The organism is Fervidobacterium sp. 2310opik-2, assembly GCF_011057735.1.
Taxonomy (GTDB): Bacteria; Thermotogota; Thermotogae; order Thermotogales; family Fervidobacteriaceae; genus Fervidobacterium; species Fervidobacterium nodosum.
In genome coordinates this window covers 137,112-160,795 of record NZ_LNGG01000001.1, presented here as the reverse complement: position 1 = coordinate 160,795, position 23,684 = coordinate 137,112, and the positions used below count along the sequence as shown (strand labels likewise).

Genomic DNA, 23,684 nt, shown 5'->3' with positions numbered 1-23,684 from the left:
ATGATTATCTTTTATAATTGTTTTTGCCATCGAATCAAGTGTCTCCAAAAAGTTGTATCCTGTTCCATACAATTTGAGGAAGGTTTACTATCTTGTGATTAGTTTTATTTGCTCGGCGTTGCTCCATACATTTTCGCAAAGTCTATTCCTATCAATTCTTTCATCATTAGTTGGACTTCTTGCCACAGTTTTTCTATACAAATCAGAATTCTCAAAAGTGTTTTCAGTTAGCGTTGATTTAATCAAGGGAATAATTCATAAAATATGATATTTTAATTTATTTTCACTTGTCACAGCTGTAGACAAAAATTCGACTATAGTCACATGGTCACAAAGTAATTTGCAAGGCTTTATAATCCTAAAAGCATGAATTTATGAGAAAAATCCTATCCCGATGGGGAAATTGGGATAGGATTTTTCATAAGATTATTTAAGATATCTGTGATATCTGTGATATCTGTGATATCTGTTCTTCTTTTTCTTCTTGCCTTAATTTTTGTATTAATCTACCTATGATTTGTTTCCAATCACCGACGATGGCAAGGTCGGCTATTTTCATTATTGGGGCTTCCGGGTCTTTGTTTATGGCTATTATGTATTCGCTTTCTTGCATTCCAGCAAGGTGCTGGATTGCTCCAGAGATACCAACTGCGATGTACAGTTTTGGTCTTACCACTTTCCCTGTTTGACCTACTTGTCTGTCTTTTTCTATCCAGCCGTTGTCCACAGCTGCTCTTGAGCCTGCCACTTCTCCGCCAAGTAAATCTGCTAGTTCTTTCAACTGTTCAAATCCTTCTTTGGAGCCTATCCCTCGGCCGCCCGCGACGATTATCTTTGCTTCGGTTATGTCCCTTCCTTTTCTAACTTTCTTAACAATTTCCTCGATTGTTATTTTGAATTCTTTACCTTCTAAATTTGGGATAAATTCTATAATTTCCCCTTTTCTGTTTACATCTGCGTTTTTGAGTGGAAATACACCTGGTCGCACTGTCGCCATTTGCGGTCTGTTGTTTGGGCAGATTATTGTTGCCATTAAATTGCCACCGAATGCGGGTCTTGTCATGAGGAGTAATTTTGTTTCTTTGTCTATTTCAAGTTGTGTGCAATCCGCCGTTAAGCCTGTTTTTAACCTTGCCGCAAGGCTTGGTCCGATTTCTCTGCCAAGTTGCGTTGCACCAAGTAGGAGTATTTCTGGTTTTTCTTTTTCGATGATTTGGTAAAGTGCTTCCGTGTATTTTTCAACTGTGTAATTTTTGAGTTCTTTGTGTCTTACAAGGATAACTCTATCGGCTCCGTGTTGGATAAGTATCGGAGCTAAGTGGGATATGTCAACTCCAGGAATAACCGCTGTGACTTGCGTTTCTAAATCTTGTGCAAGTTCACGCGCCTTACCAAGTAACTCAAGACCGACTTTGTGAAGTTCGCCATCTTCCTGCTGGCAAAGAACCATTATCATTATACTCACCTCTCAAACGTTTCGTATTTTACTAATTTTTTATTTTCCAAGCACGGGTATAGCTTCGATGATTTTTTGAACGGCTTCGTCTATGTCTCCTTGGAAGAGTACACCTTCGCCTTTTGGTCCTTTTGTAAAAGTTTTTCTTACTTTTGTAGGTGAACCTACAAGCCCAACTTCGTTTTTGTCGAATTTTAAAACGCTGTTATTTAGTATTTTTATCTCTTTAGAATACGCTTCAAAGATGTAAGGTACTCTCATGTACCTTGGTTTGTTGATGTCTTTTGAACAGGTTATAACGCATGGGAGAGGAGTTGATAGGATTTCTATTCTGTCATCGAGTTCCCTTTTAACTATTACTCTATCTTCTTTTATCTCAACACCAATTGCGTAAGCTATTACGGGAATGCCCAAGTGCTGAGCGATTTCTATTCCCACTTGCGCTGTGTCACCGTCTATGGCTTGTCTGCCTGTGAGTATTAGGTTAAAACCGATAAGCTGAGCAGCTCTCGCAAGTATCATACTTGTAACCCATGTATCCGCTCCAGCGTACAGTGGGTCGGTTATGAGTATCGCTTCATCGGCGCCCATTGCATAACTTTCCCTGAGTATGGCTTCAGCCATAGGTGGCCCCATGGTTATGACCGTTACTTTCGCACCAAATTTGTCCTTTAATCTCAACGCTTCTTCTAACGCGTTTTTGTCCTCTGGGTTCATAATCGACCTGACACCGTCTCTGATGAGTGTACCCTTAACTGGGTCAACTTTAACTTCCGTTGTATCGGGTACTTGCTTTGCGAATACGATTATTCTCATGCTCATATTTTAGCCTCCCTGTACAATTGTACAATTAGCTTACAATTAACTTATTTGATGTACTGCGCGGCAATGACCATTTTCTGCACTTCGTTTGTTCCTTCGTATATCTGCGTTATCTTCGCGTCTCTCATCATTCGTTCGACTGGATAATCTCTTGTGTAACCGTAACCGCCGAATATTTGGACAGCTTGGGTTGTTACTTCCATCGCAACATCTGAGGCGTATTTCTTTGCCATAGCCGCGTCAGCACTTGTGAGTATCCCTTTGTCTTTTTTTATCGCCGCGTCGTAAACTAATAATTTTGCTGCGCGTGTTTTTGTTATCATATCGGCTATATACCATTGGATTCCTTGGAATGAACCAATGGATTTTCCAAATTGTTTTCTTTCTTTAACGTATCTAAGCACTTCATCTATTGCGCCTTCGGCAATGCCAAGTGCTTGCGCGCCAACGCCTATTCTTCCACCATCTAACGTTTGAAGAGCGATCTTAAATCCCATACCTTCGCTACCAAGCAAGTTTTCCTTGGGGACTTTGCAATCTTCGAATATTAACTCTGTTGTCGATGAACCTCTTATTCCCATCTTCTTTTCAGGCTTGCCTATCTTGAAACCTTCAAAGGATTTCTCAACGATAAACGCACTGATGCCTTTTGTGCCCTTCGATTTATCTGTCATAGCAAAGACGATGAAGACATCTGCAACACCGCCGTTGGTTATAAATATCTTGGAGCCGTTGAGGATGTAGTAATCGCCAACAAGTTTCGCGGTTGTCTGTTGATTACCCGCATCACTGCCTGCATTTGGTTCTGTAAGCGCGAAGGCACCAATCATTTCACCTTTCAACAGTGGTCTCAAATATTTTTCTTTTTGCTGTTGCGTGCCGAAATTAAAGATAGGCCAGCAGCAAAGCGAAGTGTGAGCTGAGAGGATTATCGATGTAGTCGCACAAACTTTTGCTAATTCCTCAACGGCTATAATGTACGTTAAATAATCGCCACCCGCTCCTCCAATTTCTTTGGGGAAAGGTATGCCCATCATACCTATTTCCGCCATTTTTTTGACTGTTTCCATTGGAAAGTATTCTTCTTCATCCACTTTCTGAGCTAACGGTTTAACCTCTTTTTCCGCGAATTCTCTGAATAATTCTCTCGCAAGTAGTTGCTCTTTCGTGAGTAAGTAATCCATATAATCCCTCCTGTCGGGTGTGTATTTTGATTTCATATAATCTGAATAATTATTCATTACAAACATTTGGGAATATTCTTTTATATTCTGTGAATATTTTCACATTTTCAATTATATTTTATACCTTTTTCCGATTGTCTATGTTATATCGTGAATAATATCACGTTAAATTTTCGTAAAATAAATGATTTTAGTTTCGGAATTTTGTAAGACTCTGTAAGGCTGTAAAATTTCGCGTTTTAGGGTATAATTTATTTGATTGACAAATTTATGAATGCAAAGGAGTGATTTTGTTGAGTTATCCAATTTATCCAACTTATCCAACGCCTTACTGGGCCTTCGAGAGTGTTGTGTACGAAATTTTTCCAGATAGATTCGCTATTGGTAAAGGAAAGAGCATTAAAGATAAAGCTCATTTATACAAAGATGGCATTTTAAAAGATTGGGATGAACCACCTGTAAGTACTGGTGATGGGAGGCAGAATAGGTGGTTTTACGGTGGAGATTTGTGGGGAATTGCGGAGAAAGTTGGTTATTTAAAAGAGTTGGGTATTAATGCAGTTTATTTAACTCCCATATTTAAATCTCCATCTAATCACAAGTACGACGCTGTTGATTATTTTAAAGTCGACAGTCAATTCGGTGGGATGAACGCGCTTAAAAGTTTGTTGAAGAGTTTGAAAAGTAATAATATAAGGCTAATTTTGGATGGTGTTTTCAACCATGTGAGTTCTCAGCACCCGTGGTTTTTGAAAGCGAAAAGGTGGATGAGAGATTACGTAAGTAGGTTTTCTATATACGAAGATGGACATAGGGGATGGTGGGGAATCAGGTCTTTACCGGAATTTCACCTTGAGGAAAATGTGGTGCGTGAATATATCGCAAGTGTTGTGGAGCATTATTTAAAGATTGGGATAGATGGTTGGAGGCTTGATTGTGGCCAGGATCTTGGACCTGCCAATAACGCTTTTATATCATCGGTTGTGAAATCTGTTTCCGTTGATAAGTACGTTGTTAGTGAGCTTTGGACTTATCCAGATAGGTGGGACATGATCGATGGGATTATGAATTACAATCTCAGAGAGGTTGTGTTTAGTTATTTAAATGGTGAATTAAAAGAACCGGGGAATGCGCTGGAAGGGGTTTTCAAAAGCACAAGAAATATATACGGATGTTGGAATATGCTAGATAGCCACGATACGGAAAGACTTGCAAATTCGATACCAGATAAAGCTTTAAGAAAATTAGCTATCGTCTTGCAATTTACGTTCCCAGGTGTGCCAGTTGTTTATTATGGCACGGAGATAGGTTTAGATGGGGGCAAGGATCCGGAGTGTCGAAAAACGATGGTATGGGATAGGAGTAAATGGGATTTAGATATGTTTGAGTTTTACAAAAAGTTAATAGCGCTCAGAAAGAGTGAAATCGCGTTTAAAGTTGGAAGTTTCGAAGTGCTTAACAATGAGCCTTTGGTGTTTTTAAGGAAGGCACCATACGTGCTGGATGATGTAATCGTTGCGGTCAATCCAGGTGAAGAAAGAAAGGTCGCAGTTTCGGTAAAGGATGGTAGGTTGCTTGACAGGACTGTCTTTGTTGATTTATTCACCCAAGAGCAATTTAAACTCACAAGCGGTGTTCTGAGATTTGAGATAGCCGAAAAGTCTTTTAGGATTTTGAAGCCTTTGAATGAAATCGTTAAAGGGTACAATCAGTACAAAAGAATATATTAATATATTAAATCAAATAATTAAACAATCAAAGCACGCCAGTAGACTTGTGGCGTGCTTTGATTTTTTTAGTTTTTTGTTATCTCAAATTTTTAAACTTTCCAAAGCTTTCAATGCGGCGGTGTTCAAGAAATTCCATGGTTTGTTGAAGTATGGTTGGAAGAAGAAATCGGAGAACGCAAGGTCTGTTATGGTCATTTTGTTTTGTATCGCCAAAGAAAGTGTGTTTGCACTCTCGGTGACATCCGCTCTCGACATGATTTGTCCACCAACGATTTGGCCATTGTCGGTTCGATAGACGATTTTTATGTAGACTGGCTCGTACTCTGGCATGAATTCGGGTCTGTTATTTTCGATAGTGAAGATACTTTTAACAGCGATGCCTTTTTCTTTTGCCCAATTTTCAGTGAGTCCTGTTGCTGCGACGTTGTAGGAATAGACTTTTACACCGGATGTACCTTGCGTTCCTTTGTATTCTATCTTGTTTTCAAATAGATTGTATGCTATTATCGTTCCCATTCTCACAGCGTTTGTCGCAAGTGGGATGTATTCGTATGTGCCCGATGGGCTAAACCATACAGCTGTGCTATCGCCCGCTGCGAAGACGTCTGGATTGGAAGTGTGCAAATATCTATCAACTATTATTGCGCCGTTTGGTAGCATATCGATTTTTCCTTTTAGCAAATCCGTGTTAGGTCTGAAGCCAACGGCTAGGATTACCATATCCGTTTCGTAGGTGCCTTTGTCTGTGATTACTCTTTTGACCTTTCCGTTTTCGCCTTCGAATGCGGTAACTTTCTCACCAGTGACAACGTTTATTCCGTGTTCTTTCATTTCTTTCTCAAGTATTTGTGTAAATTCGCTATCGAGGTACTTTGCAAGTATTCTATCGGCTATATCGATTATCGTTACTTCTTTTCCATTTTCTTTAAATGCTTCGGCGAGTTCAACACCGATGTATCCCGCACCTACTATAGTTATCTTCTTTGCGTTTTTTGAATAGTTCACGATATCTTTCGCGTGATAAAAGTTCTTTGAGAGTTTTATTCCCTCAAGCTCAACACCTGGAATGTTTGGAATAATGGGCCAAGAACCGGATGTGACAACAAGTTTGTCGAAGGATTCTTTGAAGGTCTCCCCAGTCTCAAGATTTTTCACCAAAAGATATTTTTCACTTAAATCGACATCCACGACTTCATGTCTCATTTTCATATCTGCACCAAGTTCGGCTAACGTTTTGGGCGAGGAATAGAAAAGTTTCATTGGGTCTTTGACAACACCACCAACATGGAGGGCTATACCACACGACAGGAATGATACTGTGTCATTTCTCTCAAAGACAGATATATCAACATTCTCTCCGTAAAGTTTCTTCGCCGTGGTGATAAACGCAGTCCCTGCGTGTGTACAACCTATAACTGCCACTTTGACTTTATTTGTGTTTTGCATATATACTTACCTCCATTCTCAAGTTTTTTAACTTTTTAGCTCTCCTGAAAGTTATTTTTTTCACTTTTACTTACACTATTATTATACTAAGTATAAACTAATTTGTCAAGAGAGAAATTTAAAATTAAAAAATTAAAGTGCCCTTTCTGTTTTAAGAAAGGGCACTTGTTTTTTGAGATTGATTTTTTGCTTTTGAAATTTATAATGATATTTCGTAGACTTTTGAGTATTTTTCTTTGATGTAGTTCATGAATGGTTCAACACTTGGAGGATTGCCAGTCACCAATGTCATTAGTTCTTCTGGTTCGTAAATTCTTCCTTTTGAGTATATTTTTTCAGTTAGCCATTGTTTTATTGGCTCGAAGTTGCCTTCTTCTAAGAGTTTTTCGAATTCTATTTCTTCTCTCAATCTTTGGTATATCTGCGCGGCGTATATGTTGCCAAGTGAGTATGTTGGGAAGTAACCAAATGAACCACCGTACCAATGTGGGTCTTGCATGCAACCTATTGTGTTTGATTCTACTTTTAAGCCTATGTATTTTTCGAATAGTTCGTTCCAGATGTCTGGTAGATCTTTTACTTGGAGTTGACCGTTTATTAACGCGCGTTCTATTTCGAATCTCAAGATTATGTGCAAGTTGTAAGTGATTTCATCAGCTTCCGTTCTGATGTATGACCTTTTAACTTCGTTAACCCAGCGCCAGATGTCTTCAACGGTGTGTTCTTTGAGTTCTGGAAGGATATCGATTATTCCATTTTTGTATATGCCTTTCCAAAATGCAAGGCTACGTCCAAGGACGTTTTCCCAAAATCTCGATTGGCTTTCGTCAAAACCGTACGAGGCACTTGAACCTATCGGTAAACTGTAAAATTCTTCTGGGATAGAGAGCGCGTAAAGCGCATGACCGAATTCATGTATTGTTGAGTAAATTGAATCTTTCACATCGTCTTCTATATACCTTGTCGTAATTCTCACATCGTTTAAACCTATCGGATTGGTAAATGGGTGAGCGGATACATCAAGTCGTCCTTTGTTTAAATCGTATTTTAAATATTTTATAAGTTCCTCGCTGAATTTTTTCTGTTTTTCTACGGCAATTTTTGGGTTCACCAACGGTGGATTTTTCCCTTCTTTTTCTATCTTCTCCAGTGTTTGTATAGTGAATTCTCTCAATGGTGTGAATATCTTCTCTATTTTCTTTGCTTTCATACCGGGTTCGAATTGGTCTAGAAGTGCGTCGTATGGTTCGTCCTCATAGCCGAGTATGTCTGCGATTTTTCTGTTCAATTCAACTAATTTTTCAAGGTTAGCTTTGACTTTTGAAAAATCACCCGTTGGTTTTGCGTATTGCCACTCTTGTTCGGATATCGTCGCTGTTCTCATCGTTTCCTCGAATAACTCCGGTGGGATTTTTTTGTATTTTTCGTAATCTTTTTTACCAACTTTTATTATAGCTCTGTCTATGTCATTTTCAGGGTTTGCCTCGTTTAGCATTTTTCCAAGAACATCGTCGATGGACATTTTGAAAGCATATGAGCTAATCTCGGATATGACCTGCGCTCTGTAAGGTCCTGCGTGTGGTGGCATGTACGTTTGCATGTCCCAGTACAATAACGAAGATGCGCTTGAGTATTTCGCGATTTTTCGATAGTAATTCTTAAGTTCTTCCATAACTATATCCCCCTTTTTTGTTCTTCAAATGATGAATTCCGTTATATTATCGTTTAACCTGTATTGTAAAGCCTCGCTGATGCATTGTATATCTATTAGTTCTTTACCGTTTAGATCTGCGATTGTTTGGCTAACTTTTAGGATTTTGTCTATAGCTCTGCCGGAGAGTTTGTATTTTTGCGCGTACGCTTTGAGTAAGCTTTCGGCATCATCTGAGAGCCTGACATATTTTTCTATCATTTTGTGTGTCATCTTTGCGTTTAATTTTATTCTCTCATCTTTGTACCTTCGTTTTTGTATTTCCCTTGCTTTTATTACCCGTTCTCTGATGTCTTTACTTTTTTCTCCTTCGTCTTTGCTTCTCATTTCGTCAAAGCTGACTCTTGGGACTTGGATTTGTATGTCTATTCTGTCTAAGATGGGACCTGATATGTTTTTCCAGTATCGTTTTATCTCATGCGGTGAACATTTGCAGGCGATTTCTTTGTCACCGTAATATCCACAAGGGCACGGGTTCATCGCAGCGATAAGTTGAAAACTCGCAGGAAATTCGTGGTTGCCCTTTACACGCGATACTGTGACTATCCCGTCTTCAAGTGGTTCCCTGAGCGCTTCAAGGACATCTCTTCTGAATTCGGGAAGTTCATCTAAGAATAGTACCCCGTTGTGTGCCAACGTTATTTCACCAGGCTTTACATTTGTCCCACCACCGATAATAGCCGCTGTGCTCGATGTGTGGTGTGGGCTTCTAAAAGGTCTTTTGGTGATTAAAGATGAATTGAGTAAACCTACCGCGCTGTATATTTTGGAAGTTTCTATTATTTCTTTTTCATCCATCGGCGGGAGTATCGTTGGAAATCTTCGAGCGAACATCGTTTTGCCTGTTCCAGGAGGTCCAACCATGAGTAAATTGTGGCCTCCCGCCGCGGCAACTTCAAATGCCCTTTTCGCTAAAATGTGACCTTTTATATCCGAAAAGTCTTCTTCAATTTGATGTTCTATATGTGTTATTATTTCATTTTTAGTTTGGTAAGGTTCGTATTTACCATCTTTTAAGTTAGTAACAATTTGAGAAAGTGAAGAGGCTAATATGAAGTTTGATTTTGTAGCTGAAGCTTCATGGAGGTTTTCTTGGGGGATGATAAAGATTGTGTTTTTGTCTTGAAATTCAAGGAGTATCGGTAGTACGCCACGTACCTTCCTAACTGCGCCATCTAAACCGAGTTCGCCTATTATTATTCCATCGAATTTAGGAATTGTTCCGGATGCACCTAATATGCCTAGTGCTATCGCTAAATCTAAGAATGTGCCTTCTTTTTTCACATCGCCTGGTGCGAGGTTTATCGTTATCATTCCATTAGGAAGGGATATATTTGAATTTTTCAGTGCGCTTATTATCCTTTGCTTACTTTCTTTCACCGCTACATCCGGCAATCCAACAATGTTTATATCCCTTTTCACTGCCCTCGTGTTTATGTCAACTTCAACCGTAACTAATAGTGGTGTTATCCCCACTATAACCGCGGATTTAGTGCTATAGAACAAACCCTATCCCCCCTGGATACATTTATTTATAATTTATTTGATACAATCTCCCATGTGCGATGAGCTATTCGTGCTGTTATCCCCCAGATTATGTAATCTTCCCATTTGTAAAACATAACTTCGTAAGTTCCGCGTTTCCACGGATAGTTCCGACCACCTGGTATAAGTTCGTACGGGAAATCTTCATTTGGAGATAGTATAACGTCTACATTTGCTGTTTTGTAAGGCTTTGAAAAGTGTTCGATAGGCACCAAAAATGTCTCTAAAACTTCAAAGTTATTTATTTTTAGTTTGGAAATATCCACCTCGACAGCATAGGAAAAGATGACGCTGTTAAATGGTGTGACTATTGGTTCTATGTCGAATAATTTTCTTACAACATCAACGCCTATTTCTTCACGCAGTTCCCTAACAGCCGCTTCGTATGGCATTTCTCCTTCTTCTATTTTTCCACCGGGAAATGATATTTCAAGTGGTTGAGCTATGTACTGTGACCTAACTTCAAATATGAGTTGATTTTTGTAAATGGGAACGCATACAGCATAGTAATTGAATTGGCCTAAGAGTTTCATTAAGATATCACCTAAATTCACCAAATTAACTATTACTTATTACTTAACAGCCGAGTTCCAATTGAGCGGATTCGCGTACAAGCTGTTCCATAAACCTGATGGGTTATCTTTGACGTAGTAACATCTAACTTCATTGCCAAAGACGTACAAATAGTTGTTACTTAACGAAACGTACTTTCCTCCCGGTATTGTGTCTGTAAAGACGATTTTTTTCGTATCCCTGCCGATAACGTACAATTTTTTACTGGAACTTATCGCATATATGTATTCTTTACCAAGGACAGCATCAACGATAACATCATTCACTGTTATGAATATGGATTTGCCTTTAATTATCTGTGTAGAATTTTCAAGTGGTACAAAACTGAAGGTAATACCTAATTCATCGATAAGTGTAAATCCAAGCTCATGAGAAGTGTAGTAATTTTCATATGCTATAGGAAGGTTCTTTACTTTCCCGATAAATCCTAAAGTTGATTTGTCTCGCCAGAGATTTCCAAGGGCGTCCACAACAAATATTTTCCCTGCCAAAGATATGGATGGTGGAATAATCGGATAAGAGGATGTTTTATAATTACTTGTTATCTTCGCACTTTTTACGTCATCTTTGATGATGTAAACAGTACCGTTGTCAGTAACAACGTATAGATTGTAACCATCCCAAGCGGGACCTTGTGAGATATCGCTATCTAATTTCAATTTCCAATTTAATGTGCCCCTATCGTTAAGTGCATAAACTGTATCGTCCCATGAAACAGCGTAAATGTTGTTGCCAATGGTGATATGACCCAGAATGACAAATCCTGTTCTGTAAGTCCATTCTATCTTACCGTTGGATATTTTAATAACCGAGCCTTTTAATGTTGGAATGTATAGTTCGTCAACTTTAACAGCGGGTTTCCCAGAAATTTCGTCGTTTAACATTACCTTCCAAATCAGATCAAATAGCTTTGGAGTTTTAGGGGTTTCTTTTGCTTCAGTTGGTTTGACAACGTTTTCTTCTTCCTGTTGTGGTTTTGCTTGAGCTTCAGAAGCAGTTTGCGGCGTTTTTTGTTCCTCTTGCTCTTTAGTTTGAGCAGTTGAAATTGTTGGAGTTGTTTCTTTCGTTTCACTTTGCGCAGTTGTTGGGAAAGCTGCTAAAGATTTAACTGATATTTTTAAATCTTTTTGGAACATATTAGATGTTATCATGAGATTTCCAGAGTATAGATTCTCACCATCTGAGAATAGTGGACCTCTGTATGAGAATGTTGTACTTAACCTTGAAGCTCCTTTGTATATGTAGATTTTTGTTCCATCACTAAACGCGTGGTACTCAAAAAAGTACGCGTAATCTCTGTAAGCAGGGTAAATACGCTCAAATTTTAGGTACTGAGGATTGCTTATGTTAAACAACATCGTCTGACTTCCAAACGCGGCAAGGTAATTTCCGCTAACTTTAAAGTCTTTGAAAGACCCACTCATCGACCAAACAACTTTGCCTTGGTAATAACAAACAATCTGTCCTTTATCAAGACCAATGATGTATCCATCTTTAACGTATATGTTTTTTAAATTGGAGGGAACTGTATCGATAGCTAAAGCATTACCATTTTCGATTTTGTACAATTTCGATGATGATACAACGTAATTCGTGCCTACTTTCTGCGCACCTTTAATATCTATTTTTGTGCGTCCGTCGAGTGTATAAATGCCATCTTGAAGAATGTAATACACATTCTTCCCATCGAAAAGAATGTCAGCATAGCTACCACTTTTGAGCTGATTGCCCGCTTCGTCAAATATTCCATTCGAAGTAAGAACCAACGCTCCTGAGAATAATAAGCTGTAAAGACTTAGAAAAATGGAAGTGAGAAAAAGCCAGATTTTTATTTTCTTCATTATTCTCTTCCCCCTATGTGATTTATTTAATCAAAATTTATTGGGATTTAATGTTTGAAACTTGTAAAATCAGAAATTTCAGGTACATCGTTTCAAGGATGTTGTAAACCTGAGGATGGTCTATTGGTTGACCACCTCGGTAGAGCAATCTGAGTATTACCTTCGCGTCTATACCCGCGTCAACGATAATATCTTCGAATTCTTTTTGGGAAACTACTTGCGTACAAGAAGCAGTTGCGAGTATACCATTGTTTTTGAGAATTTTCATGCTTCGGTAATTTATCTCTTTGTATCCTTTAAACGCAGCATCTCTGCTCGAAGCACTCTTGGCAAACGATGGTGGGTCAAGTACAACTATATCATATAGATGCGCATTTTCGAATTCTTCTTTTAGAAAATCAAAGGCGTTTGCAACTATAAATGTGCAATTTTGGAAGTTATTCAATTTCGCAATTTCTTTTGCTACGTCTATGGCCCTTTCTGAATAATCAACGAATGTGACATGTTTTGCCCCACCCTTTAGCAAGTGCATTCCGAAATTACCGGTGTATGAGAAACAATCTAAACATTCTTTGCCTTCGGCAAATTCCATGAGCTTTTTAGCGTTTTCCCTCTGGTCCAAAAACGCACCTGTTTTTTGACCTTTTGTATCTGCTAAGAATTTTAACCCATTGATTTCAAATGGTATCAACTCTGGTCCGTTGCCGTATATCCATTCCGTTTTTTCTTCCAATCCCTCTTTTTTTACGGCGCTTCCTTCCGTTCTCTCAAATATGCCTTTCGGATTGAAAGTTTCTAAAAGCACATCGATTATATGATTTTTGAGTTTGTTTATACCAAGTGTATTGAATTGTACCGAAAGATAATCTCCAAATTTATCTACGATTAATCCAGGTAATCCATCCGCTTCGCCAAACACAACCCTGTATGCGTCTTCTTTGACGATATTGTATCTATTTTTAAGTGCATCATTAATCCGTGATTTGATGAATTCTTTGCTTATTTCTATCGGCTTTCTTGATAGTATTCGCACGGTGATTTTGGAGTTTGTGTTTATATATCCAACACCGAGAAATTGATTTGCAAAAGTAAAGATGTGCACTATATCACCATTTTCAAAATCGCCTTCTATTTTTTCTATCTCGTTGTCGTATATCCATGGATGACCATTAAGAATCCTTCTTTTTATATCTTTTTTTAACATTACCTTCGCATGTTGCATCTAATCACTCCCTATTTGTATTATCAGTTACCATTATAACACAAAACAATGGATTTTTTAAGTTTTTGACGATGATTATTGTTCTTTTATAATAACAAATAAATTTGGAATTTTGTCGCAAGGATGGTGGAGAAGTATAATTTAATTGTTAGAAATTCGTACAAATATTTTTTCAATTTATTTTCGGGGAGGGGGATTAATGCAAAGTGGTCGCATCACTCAGCATCCTATTATAAGTATCACAGAACCTGAAAGTCAAAAGCACATCACATTCTACTTCGAGGGTCAACCTATCTGCGCATTTCCAGACGATACCATCGCAAGCGCGCTTATCGCAAATGGTATTGATATATTCGGCTTCACGGAACACAAAAATCCCCGTGGGTTTTTCTGCGCAATTGGTAAGTGTTCTGCCTGCCTTGTTGAGGTGAACGGTATCCCAAATGTAAGAGCGTGTATAACCCCCGTAAGTGAAGGAATACATGTAAGAAGGCAAGTTGGAAGGGGGAAACCTGTATGGTAAAATCTCCAAAAAAGTTGAAAGCGATAATAGTCGGTGCAGGACCTGCAGGTCTAACCGGAGCGATAGCTATTGCAGAGAGTATTGGTAGTGGTGAAGGAATATTAATCGTCGATGAAGGTATTGAGGCAGGTGGTCAACTTCCAAAACAGACGCACAAATTCTTCGGACACGAGGGATTTTTCGCTTCAGTAAGGGGATTTGAAATTGGAAAAAGGCTTGTAAATAAAGTAAATCAATTGGGTGTGCAAATCAAACTCCAGACGACGGTAACGGGTATATACGAAAATGGAATTGTCTTATACGATAGAGTGAATAACATCGTTGAGCATTACCAAGCCGATTATATACTTCTTGCCACAGGCGCAACGGAGAAATTTTTAGCCTTTAAAAACAACACATTACCCGGTGTTTACGGCGCGGGCGCCGTTCAAACGTTGATGAATCAATACAAAGTCCTCCCTGGAAGTTCATTCCTTATCGTTGGTGCGGGTAACATAGGGCTTATAGTCGCATATCAGTTAATCCAAGCTGGAGCAAAGGTAAAGGCTATCGTTGAGGCCTCGTCAAAAGTTGGCGGATATATGGTTCATGCAAATAAAGTAAAGAGGCTCGGTGTACCGATTTATCTCAATCATACAATCTTAGAAGCCATTGGACATGATAGAGTTGAAGGAGCTGTTATCGCACAAGTAAATGAAAAATTCCAACCGATACCTGGTACCGAAAAGGAATTCGTTGTCGATGCTATATGCTTGGCTGTTGGGTTACAGCCAAATATTGAACTTGCGGCGCAAACAGGCGCAAAGATTGTCTATATGCCAGAATTAGGTGGGTATGTTCCTTTGAGAGATGAAAATATGAAAACAACAGTCGATAATGTGTACATCGCCGGTGATTTGTCGAGTATAGAGGAAGCAACTACAGCGATGATAGAAGGATACATCGCCGGTTACAATATCGCGCAAAAACTCTCAGGAAAAGATTTATCAGAGAAAATTAATCAAATGAAATCTGAATTAGCCGAATTCAGAAAAGGACCTTTCTCGGCAAAAGTCAGAAGTGGGCTTGAGAAGTTCAATATTCACTTCCCAGCTGGAGGTTACAGGGAAAAAGTGCAGGAAAGTTTTGGACCTAAGGGCAAATTGAGAGCAATTATAGAATGCCCACAAGCAATACCTTGTAATCCTTGTGAGACTTCGTGCCCAAGTGGTGCTATAAACGTTGGGGGGAATATAAATGGTATACCTGAGATAGATTACGAAAAATGTACTGGGTGTGGCGTTTGTGTTATGAAATGCCCAGGTTTGGCAATCTTTTTGGTCCAGGAAAAAGAAGATTATTCGATAGTTGGTATACCTTACGAATTACTACCAATCCCTGAAAAAGGACAAGAAGTTGAATTGTTGGATAGAGATGGCAAAGTTGTTGGAAGAGGACAAATCGAGAATGTGATCTTAAATAAACGAGATAAAACACACGTTGTGTTTTTAAAAGTACCAACAGGTATGGAAAATGTTGTTAGGAGTTTTACGTTACCAAAAGAAGATAAAGAGTACGTATGCAGATGCGAGGAAATAACAAAAGAAGATATAGAAAGGGTAATTGACTTAGGAATTACAGATTACGAAGAGTTAAGAAGGGTTCTGAGGATAGGTATGGGACCTTGCGGTGGTAAAACGTGCCGCGCGCTTACACTCCAAATACTCTCGCAAAAAACAGGACGCGCCATTTCTGATATAGAATTGGGGATGTTTAGACCTCCGGTAATACCTACACCTTTTGAGGCTATCGTTAAATACCACGAAAAAAAGGGAGTGGAATGCGATGAGTAATATAATAAACGTCAATAGTAATAATAATAATCAATACAACGTTTGTATAATCGGTGGAGGAATAACGGGCACAGCGTTAGCGTATTTCTTGTGTAAATTGGGTGAAAGGTCTGTTGCTGTCTTTGAAAAATCATACCTATCATCTGGTTCAACGGGAAGATGCGCTGGTGGAATTAGACAGCAATGGTCTACAAGACCCAATGTTAGACTCGCGATGAGGAGTGTTAAACTATTTGAAAGATTTAAAGAAGATGTTGGAATGGATATCGAATACTTCCAAGGTGGATACCTTGTGCTATCCTACGATGAAGAAGAAGCTGCCCAATTTGAGAAAAATGTCCAGATGCAAAGAGAAGAAGGATTAAACGTAGAAATCTTATCTCCAAGGCAAGTTAAGGAAAGATATCCTTACATTAACACAGATGGTCTTTTGATGGCAACGTTCTGCCAAACGGATGGGCATGCCAATCCTCATAAAGCTGTTATCGGATACGCGCAAGCGGTAAGACGTATGGGTGGGCATATATACACTCACACGGAAGTCAAGGGAATCGATGTTCAGGCAGGTAAAGTAATAGGTGTAGAGACCTCAAATGGATACTTTAAATGTAATGTTGTTGTCAATGCCGCTGGTCCGTGGTCGAGGGAGACTTCCGAAATGGTAGGTGTTGATCTTCCAACTGAGAGTTACAGACACCAAATAATTGTAACGGAAGCTCTTGAAAATTTCTTCCCCATGATGGCAATAAGCTTCTCTGGTAATTTCTACATGAGACAAACCCAACACGGTCAATTCGTCCTTGGTCAAGGTGACAAAGACGAAAAACCGGGAATAAATTACAACGTAACGTTCAGATTTGAAGAAGAGCTCATCTCAAAAATGGTTAGGACATTCCCGTTTTTGAAAAATGTCAGGATGATGAGACATTGGAGTGGTATGTACAACATGTCACCTGACGCTCAACCTATCATTGGACAGAGCGATAAAGTTAAGGGATATTACTATGCCGTTGGGTACTCAGGACATGGTTTCATGGTCGCACCAGCTGTCGGAGAAGCTCTAGCGGAATTGATTCTCTTTGGAAAGTCACTACATACTGACATAAGCTACTTGGATGTGAAAAGATTTGAAAATATGACTGTGGAAAAAGAAAAGAATGTGGTATAATTTTTGTGAATTGTATTTACAGATAGTTAATTCAATGGGATAATTCAGGGGGAATGCTCTTGAAAAAGATATTGATAGTTGACGATAGCAAATTTTGGAGGTTTGTGTTGGAGAATATTTTCAAAAGTCATGGCTATGAAGTTATCGTAACGGAAGATGCGACAAAGGCTATAGAAATTGCTTTGAAAGAATATCCTGATGTTATCATAAGCGATTACAATATGCCTGGTATTTCTGGTTTGCAGCTTTGCCTTTACTTAAGGTCAATCCCTGCATTTGAAAATGCAGGGATTGCTGTCTTAACAGGTTCAGATGATGTCATAAACCAATTTTGGGCGGAGCATAGTGGGGCAAATAAATTTATATCAAAATTACTCACGAAAGACGAACTCGAAAGAGTTTTGTTGGAATTTGTCAATGGTGATTTTCGAGCAAATAAAAATGAGAAGAGTATGGTTGTAAATAATATATACGATGTGCTCGAGCAAAAGATGAGAAAAGAGATACTAAACAGGGAAGTTTTGTCGTTAATTCAATTTGCACGCGATGAATACTTTGTAATAAAAGAATTAAAAGAGTTTTTGAAAAATTTTTCTTCTTTTGACTCTATCGCTTTTTTACTTATCTCACCAGTTGCCGGTCGTGTGTATAACTTCGGTTTTAATCTGCAAAGGGAATTTTTGAAAAATTACCTTGTTAGGATTTTGGAAAAACCGACAGAACCAGCTAATTGGAATTATGTTGGTGAATTCGGCGCCGAAATCTTCGTAAAGGAAGAAATTACGCACTTCGTTATGAAATACGGCGAAAATGAGTTGGGAATAATCGCCGCATCGAATGTTTCTGACAGAAGAAATTTGTCAAAGGTGATTTACGATGCAAACGAAAGCGTCTCACTTTTGTTTAATACTCTTAATACGTTCACAGAATTTAAAGTTGCCTCAACCGTTGATGGTTTGACAGGTCTTTTCAACAAGAAAGAGTTATTGAGATTTTTGGAAGAGACACACAATTTGTCCAAGTATAACAAAAAGCCTTATTACGTTGCGATGTTTGATTTAGATAATTTCAAAAAAATAAACGACACATACGGACATTTAGTTGGGGATGAGGTACTTAAAATTTTAGGAAAAATATTGAAAGAGGCTGTTGGAGATAAAGGTATAGCTGGAAGATACGGAGGAGAAGAGTTCACGTTGATTTTAACTAAAATCGGAAGAGACGAAGTTGTGAATTTTATTGAAGAAATATTGCAGAAAGTAAGGACCGCCGAGTTTCCACACAGAAAATGCACGGTCTCATGTGGTGTTGTAAGTTCTGAAAACTATCAATCACCTACTGAGGTACTGAAAGCAGCAGACGAACTTTTGTACATCGCTAAGAAATCTGGGAAGGATAGAGCGATGCATATGTTTTTACCAACGGATAAAGAAATAAAAGAGATAATAGGTATTACCCAAGCAGAACATCAAGCGCAGACATAATAAAAAATCCGAAGATTAAAAAGTACGTTGCCAACCGTTCATTGCCTCTAACGTGTGTTTCAGGTATAACTTCATCACTTACAACGAATATCATTGCCCCTGCGGCAAACGCAAGCATGTAAGGTAATAACCCCTTACTGATTAATATCAATCCAGCTCCAAATACACCGCCGATTATTTCAACAACCCCCGTTAGAAACGTTACCCAAAGGGACGTCTTTACAGAGTATCCAGCGTTCATAAGCGAAATCATTGTCGCAGTTCCTTCAGGGATGTTCTGAGCGCCTATCGCCACCGCTACTCCCAAAGCCTGCGGCGTAAATCCACTTATTCCAACCGCCATTCCTTCAGGAAAATTATGTATAGTTATCGCTATCACAAATAGCCATATCTTCGCAAGCCGTTTTGCACTGATTCCTTCATGCCCTTTCAAAAAGTGTTCGTGCGGTGAGAATTTATCCATCAAATCTATGGTAACAGCACCGAGTATAAAACCTATCAAAAACCTTAATACTCCACCGGATTCGAGAGACGGCATAACAAGACTAAAGGCGCTGGCTGCGAGCATAATTCCCGCAGCCATGCCAAGCATAGCATCTATGAGCTTTTCACCTAAGTGTTTGTGTATTAGCAACATCGGAATTGCACCGAAAACCGTCGCAAGACCTGCTAAAGTACTGTACAAAATCCCTTTCTCAAAACCGTTCAATACCTTCCCCCCCAAATTCTAAACTTAACCTTTTAATCCACAAGAAATTATACCATAATTATACATTCGATGAAACTGTTGAAGTATTTGGCAAGTTTGATGGCACGTATGCCTCTTCGGGAGCTTTTAAAAGAAATATCAACACAACAATCATAGATATTACATTAATCGCCAAGAAAAACCAAAATGGGTCTATTTTATCTATTAGAAATCCATAGAGTGCGGAAGAGATAGGCACTGTTCCCATCGCAATCGTGTTAAGCACGGAAAAGACTCTCGACCTTAGTTCAGACGGTGTAAGAATTTGCAAATTAGCGTTAATAGGTACATTTATTATGATGTTGAACAATCCAACAAGGAAAAAGCCAACTCCAAATAACATGTACAATAATGACTTTGAAAATCCAAAATATGGCATGATTAATATGGAAAGAGCGATTAAAACCACACCCTGGGCGATAAGCCCTAACCAAATCATCTGCTTTGAACTCGATTTTCTAAAAATTGATACTAATAGGATATTTCCCAACAGTGCACCAACTGTAGCGAAAACCTCTAATGTACCAAATTGCGTCGATGAAAATCCGATTTTTACCCTCATTATGTATGGCAATACAACGCTCAGCAAAGGACTGGTTAAAAAATTTATAACTATCGCAAATGTAAACAAAAACTTCAATCCCTTGTTCTGCACAACAAATCTTACGCCTTCGCCAAGTTCTTTAAAAAATTCTAATTTTTCACTCTTCGATAGTTGGAATTTGTAAATTATAAAAAGTTCGCTGATACCTGAAAGTATGTACAATACAGCTGTCATGAATATAACGTTTTTGAATCCATACACACCGTAAAGTACACCACCTAATATCGGGCCTATAATATTAGAAACCGCTCCAGCCATAGAGTTGAGTGAAGTGGCTGTTTTCATGTTCTCTTTTCTTACAACATCACCAAACATAGCCGCGGTTGGTCCATCAAACAAACCATCCATAACCGACAAGAGAGCTCTAAAAAGAAGTAAATTTACTATACTTAATTTATTCATCAACGCAAGCCAACCCATGAAAATAAGTAATAATCCGCGGAGCTCATCAAGACCAACCATTATCCATTTTCGATTTATTCTGTCGCCTAAGACCCCGCCTATTGGGTTTGTAATGAGCCTTGGCAATATTCCAAGCATACTGAAAATACCCATTATCGTTCCAGAACCTGTCAAATCCAAAACATATAACGGCATAGCAATCATCAACGCAGAAGCACCTATAAGCGATTCAAACCTTCCGCTGATTATTAACGCCAAGTTCCGCTTCTCGTGTTTGTAAATGCTCTCTGAAACCATTCCTATCCCTCCTTCCCATATTTTGTTTATCAACCAAAAATATTTTATCAAATTCAAAATTTTTTGTCAATACATAAAAAATTTTTTGGTGATAAAATATACTTCGATATACGAATTAATTTATGGTATAATTCTTTATGCGATAATTTTTTAAAATGGAGGGGTTATCATGGATACTAACGTTATGAATGAACTGATTGAGCTTTGCTCAGTGCCTGGTGTGTCAGGAAGAGAGGAGAAGGTTAGGGAAAAAATTATTTATATGCTTGAGAAGAATAATTTTGGAGAGAAACAAAAGAGTTTGCCAGATTTGTCGGTAAACAAAATAGGGAATTTGATTGGCAAAGTTCCAAGTAGAAATAATCCGGAAAGTTCAAAGAATGTGATTGTAATGGCGCATATGGATGAGATTGGTTTTTACATAACAAGTTTGAGAGATGATGGAAAGCTTGAAGTGAGAAATGTCGGAGGAATCATCGAAGATGCTATTCAAGGCTCGTTTGTTGAAGTTGTTACTTGTAATGGCATTGTAGATGGTGTTATAGGCACGGTACCACCACATTTGAAATCTGATGGTGTCGTTTTTGAAAAGGTTGTCGATGTCGGTGCTCGTTCTAAACAAGAATTGATAGATGTGGGTGTATCGGTTATGGATTATGCGGTCTTTAAAAAGCATTTTTCTATACTTAATAAAGAATTTTTGGCTATGAGAAGCTTGGATGATAGGTTTGGTTGTTACACTCTAATTGAAACGTGTAAAGATATATCTCCGAATTCAAATGTCGTTTTTTCATGGACTGTGCAAGAAGAGGTCGGGCTTAGAGGTGCGAAAGCTTTGCTTAACCACTTTGCAACTTTTGAAAGTGTTGATTTTGACTTAGCCATAGCTGTTGATTCTTTCGCATGTTGTAGTAAGCAGAATAAACATATCGAGTTAGGAAAAGGGCCTGTGATTAGAGCATACGATAACAGTTCGATTTCCGATCCAGATGTGGTGAAGTTCATATTAAAACTAGCTGAGAGAGAAGGGATTCCGGTTCAATTAGGCGCAACAGGTGGCGGAAATGATGCAAGTGTCTTTGTTGAATACGGTGTGCCAATGGTTGCGCTAAGCGTGCCAATTCGATATCTGCACTCACAAGTTGAGATGCTTAATATCAAAGATTTACTTAATTTAATTAAGTTGCTAAGATTGTTCTTGGAGAGATTTTGATTTCGTATTTTAATGCGCTGGTGGAGGTGCTTATCGAAGATGTGGATGTTAGCTCTTTTATTTTTTGGAGGATTAGCTGCCGGGATTATCAATGTGCTCGCAGGTGGTGGTTCTTTTCTCACGTTGCCGTTGTTGAGTCTCTATGGTCTTGCGCCAAGTGTCGCAAATGCAACAAACAGGATAGGGATACTTCTTCAAAATATTTCCGCCACTGGGAGTTTTGTAAAAAATAAGGTTCTTGAGCCAAAAAGGGCTGGATTTTTAGCTATTCCAACGATTCTAGGTGGAATTGTTGGGACTTCTATTGTGTTGAAATTGCCGGAGAATATAATAAAGATAAGTGTAGGTATTATATTTTTGGTGATGTCGTATTTTGTTTTGTTCTCACCAAAAGTTTGGGAAGAAGGTAAGAAAGATGTAAAGGAAAATAAGTTCTTAAGTTTTATCGTATTTTTCTTGATAGGTTTGTACGGCGGATACATCCAAGCAGGAGTAGGTTTTTTTCTTATATACGCGCTTACGATGGTTGAAGGATACAATATTAAGTCCGCTAACGCTATGAAGATATTTCTGACTTTGCTCTTCACAATTTTCTCTTTGTTACTCTTTTCAGCAGGTAAAAAGGTGGAGTTTGTTCCAGGTATAGTTATGGGTTTGGGCTCATTCGTGGGAGGTTACGTTGGTTCTTATCTCAATATGAAGGTTAATAAAAAGATTATTAGAATAATCGTCGCCGTTATGATGATAATTTCTGCGATAAGTTACTTAGTTAAATAATTTTCTATAATATTGTAAGATAAAAAACAGCCCTGGGTTATCAAATTACCAGGGCTGTTGTTCTAATGTTTTTCTTATTTCTTCCATTTTTTTCTTTATTTTTTCAGCTTGTTTGTAATTTTCTCTCTTTAGCGCTTTCTTAAGTCTGTGGTTTAATAATGCAAGTTTTCTGTTTTTTATATCAACCGCTATGTTTTTGTAAGAAGATGGTTCTTGTTTAAAAAGGTTTAGCTGTATTGTGCTTGGTAAAACGGAATATATATCTTCTATAGATTTTTCAAAGTTGAAATTTTTAACAGGGCTTTCTTGGACTAATTTAATATGATTTGTAAGCACTCTCACACCTGTTTTTACGTATTTCTCACTTTCGTATTTCATTATTTCCACAAAGCAACTTTCACAGTAGCTGACTTTTTTTACTGTACCGTCTATGTACACACTTTGTATGATTTTCGCTGGTTTTCCACATCTAATACAATTTTCGTAGTTTTCGTCTTTAAATTTTTTCAATTTTCCACCTTCCCTGTGCGTTTTGTATGTTTTTTGTTATTTTCCAATGCTAATCTCAATAGAGTTATATCTATTCATTGCTTTATCTATGCCGTTTTCAACTATGTACTCTATCGCTTCTGTGCATAAGTTTATTATTTTATCGAGCACTTCAAATTCTTCTTTAGTAAAATTTGAAAGTACGTAATCTGCAGCGTCGATATTCTCAGGTTTTGGACCTATGCCCACTCTTATTCTTGGGAAATCTTGACCTATGAATGAGATTATCGATTTTATCCCGTTGTGTCCACCTGCACTACCATTTTTTCTTATCCTTATCTTTCCAAGCGGTAGATCTAAGTCATCGTACACTACTATTATATCATCATGTGGAAGATATTTAAATACCTCTCCACTCAAGTTCATGTACGTCATGGGCTTGATTAATTTTATCTTTTCACCGGATATGTTTATATCGCTGTAAAGGTAATTTGGTCCCTTTTTCCAAGAATTGCTTAATCTATCAAGCACCATGAAACCTACGTTGTGACGTGTATTCGAGTATTTTTCGCCAGGATTTCCCAATCCTATTATAATCAATTATATCACCTTCCTAA

Annotated in this window: 20 protein-coding genes; 7 read left to right on the top strand and 13 right to left on the bottom strand. The window is 38.2% G+C overall.

Annotated features, from left to right (window positions below):
• Positions 1-430: 430 nt before the first annotated feature.
• The 3 genes from AS161_RS00835 to AS161_RS00825 are packed head-to-tail and all read right to left on the bottom strand — an operon-like array spanning position 431 to position 3,462.
• Positions 431-1,456 (bottom strand): electron transfer flavoprotein subunit alpha/FixB family protein, encoded by a 1,026-nt coding sequence (locus AS161_RS00835; RefSeq protein WP_164541426.1) that lies wholly within the window; start codon positions 1,454-1,456, stop codon positions 431-433.
• Positions 1,457-1,495: 39 nt separating this feature from the next.
• A complete protein-coding gene (locus AS161_RS00830) occupies positions 1,496-2,272 on the bottom strand; it encodes an electron transfer flavoprotein subunit beta/FixA family protein (RefSeq protein WP_164541439.1) in 777 nt (258 codons plus the stop codon).
• Positions 2,273-2,322: 50 nt separating this feature from the next.
• A complete protein-coding gene (locus AS161_RS00825; RefSeq protein WP_164541425.1) occupies positions 2,323-3,462 on the bottom strand; it encodes an acyl-CoA dehydrogenase in 1,140 nt (379 codons plus the stop codon).
• Positions 3,463-3,752: 290 nt separating this feature from the next.
• On the opposite strand from AS161_RS00825, the gene aglB reads away from it, so the two are divergent.
• The gene (gene aglB, locus AS161_RS00820; protein WP_206518737.1) at positions 3,753-5,192 is read left to right on the top strand and encodes a cyclomaltodextrinase; all 1,440 of its coding nucleotides are present in this window, start codon (positions 3,753-3,755) and stop codon (positions 5,190-5,192) included.
• Between the two features lie 81 nt (positions 5,193-5,273).
• Here aglB and AS161_RS00815 read toward each other — a convergent pair whose 3' ends face one another.
• The 6 genes from AS161_RS00815 to AS161_RS00790 all read right to left on the bottom strand — a co-directional run bounded on the left by AS161_RS00815 (position 5,274) and on the right by AS161_RS00790 (position 13,530).
• Positions 5,274-6,638 (bottom strand): FAD-dependent oxidoreductase, encoded by a 1,365-nt coding sequence (locus AS161_RS00815; RefSeq protein ID WP_164541424.1) that lies wholly within the window; start codon positions 6,636-6,638, stop codon positions 5,274-5,276.
• Positions 6,639-6,837: 199 nt separating this feature from the next.
• Positions 6,838-8,310, bottom strand: a complete 1,473-nt coding sequence (locus tag AS161_RS00810; protein ID WP_164541423.1) for a carboxypeptidase M32 — start codon at positions 8,308-8,310, stop codon at positions 6,838-6,840.
• A gap of 24 nt (positions 8,311-8,334) precedes the next feature.
• A complete protein-coding gene (locus AS161_RS00805) occupies positions 8,335-9,855 on the bottom strand; it encodes a YifB family Mg chelatase-like AAA ATPase (RefSeq protein WP_011993765.1) in 1,521 nt (506 codons plus the stop codon).
• Between the two features lie 26 nt (positions 9,856-9,881).
• Positions 9,882-10,427 carry an NUDIX domain-containing protein gene (locus tag AS161_RS00800; protein ID WP_164541422.1) on the bottom strand — a complete coding sequence of 182 codons (546 nt, stop codon included), beginning with the start codon at positions 10,425-10,427 and terminating at the stop codon, positions 9,882-9,884.
• 39 nt (positions 10,428-10,466) lie between these two features.
• A complete protein-coding gene (locus AS161_RS00795; RefSeq protein ID WP_164541421.1) occupies positions 10,467-12,308 on the bottom strand; it encodes a PQQ-binding-like beta-propeller repeat protein in 1,842 nt (613 codons plus the stop codon).
• A gap of 37 nt (positions 12,309-12,345) precedes the next feature.
• Positions 12,346-13,530, bottom strand: coding sequence for a class I SAM-dependent rRNA methyltransferase (locus AS161_RS00790; protein WP_164541420.1), 1,185 nt, complete (start codon positions 13,528-13,530; stop codon positions 12,346-12,348).
• Between the two features lie 199 nt (positions 13,531-13,729).
• On the opposite strand from AS161_RS00790, the gene AS161_RS00785 reads away from it, so the two are divergent.
• From AS161_RS00785 to AS161_RS00770, 4 genes are read left to right on the top strand one after another with little or no spacing between them, the layout of a single operon-like run.
• Complete coding sequence (locus AS161_RS00785; RefSeq protein ID WP_164541419.1) at positions 13,730-14,053, top strand: (2Fe-2S)-binding protein; 324 nt, start codon at positions 13,730-13,732, stop codon at positions 14,051-14,053.
• A complete protein-coding gene (locus AS161_RS00780; RefSeq protein WP_164541418.1) occupies positions 14,047-15,885 on the top strand; it encodes an FAD-dependent oxidoreductase in 1,839 nt (612 codons plus the stop codon). Before AS161_RS00785 ends, AS161_RS00780 begins: the two co-directional genes overlap by 7 nt.
• Positions 15,878-17,053, top strand: a complete 1,176-nt coding sequence (locus tag AS161_RS00775) for an FAD-binding oxidoreductase (protein WP_164541417.1) — start codon at positions 15,878-15,880, stop codon at positions 17,051-17,053. Before AS161_RS00780 ends, AS161_RS00775 begins: the two co-directional genes overlap by 8 nt.
• Positions 17,054-17,106: 53 nt before the next feature.
• Complete coding sequence (locus AS161_RS00770; protein ID WP_241241293.1) at positions 17,107-18,537, top strand: diguanylate cyclase; 1,431 nt, start codon at positions 17,107-17,109, stop codon at positions 18,535-18,537.
• Here the strand turns inward: AS161_RS00770 and AS161_RS00765 are convergent.
• Both AS161_RS00765 and AS161_RS00760 read right to left on the bottom strand, forming a co-directional pair.
• On the bottom strand, positions 18,506-19,246 hold the full coding sequence (locus AS161_RS00765) for a ZIP family metal transporter (RefSeq protein ID WP_164541415.1): 741 nt from the start codon (positions 19,244-19,246) through the stop codon (positions 18,506-18,508). The genes AS161_RS00770 and AS161_RS00765 overlap by 32 nt on opposite strands.
• A 58-nt stretch (positions 19,247-19,304) precedes the next feature.
• The gene (locus AS161_RS00760; protein ID WP_164541414.1) at positions 19,305-20,588 is read right to left on the bottom strand and encodes an MFS transporter; all 1,284 of its coding nucleotides are present in this window, start codon (positions 20,586-20,588) and stop codon (positions 19,305-19,307) included.
• 169 nt (positions 20,589-20,757) lie between these two features.
• Between AS161_RS00760 and AS161_RS00755 the strand changes: the two genes are divergently transcribed.
• The gene (locus AS161_RS00755; RefSeq protein ID WP_164541413.1) at positions 20,758-21,801 is read left to right on the top strand and encodes a M20/M25/M40 family metallo-hydrolase; all 1,044 of its coding nucleotides are present in this window, start codon (positions 20,758-20,760) and stop codon (positions 21,799-21,801) included.
• 39 nt (positions 21,802-21,840) lie between these two features.
• Positions 21,841-22,578 (top strand): sulfite exporter TauE/SafE family protein, encoded by a 738-nt coding sequence (locus tag AS161_RS00750; protein ID WP_164541412.1) that lies wholly within the window; start codon positions 21,841-21,843, stop codon positions 22,576-22,578.
• A 45-nt stretch (positions 22,579-22,623) separates the two neighbouring features.
• Here the strand turns inward: AS161_RS00750 and AS161_RS00745 are convergent, their stop codons facing one another.
• Positions 22,624-23,088, bottom strand: a complete 465-nt coding sequence (locus tag AS161_RS00745) for a hypothetical protein (protein ID WP_164541411.1) — start codon at positions 23,086-23,088, stop codon at positions 22,624-22,626.
• A 36-nt stretch (positions 23,089-23,124) separates the two neighbouring features.
• Complete coding sequence (gene pth, locus AS161_RS00740) at positions 23,125-23,667, bottom strand: aminoacyl-tRNA hydrolase (RefSeq protein WP_164541410.1); 543 nt, start codon at positions 23,665-23,667, stop codon at positions 23,125-23,127.
• Positions 23,668-23,684 lie beyond the last annotated feature (17 nt).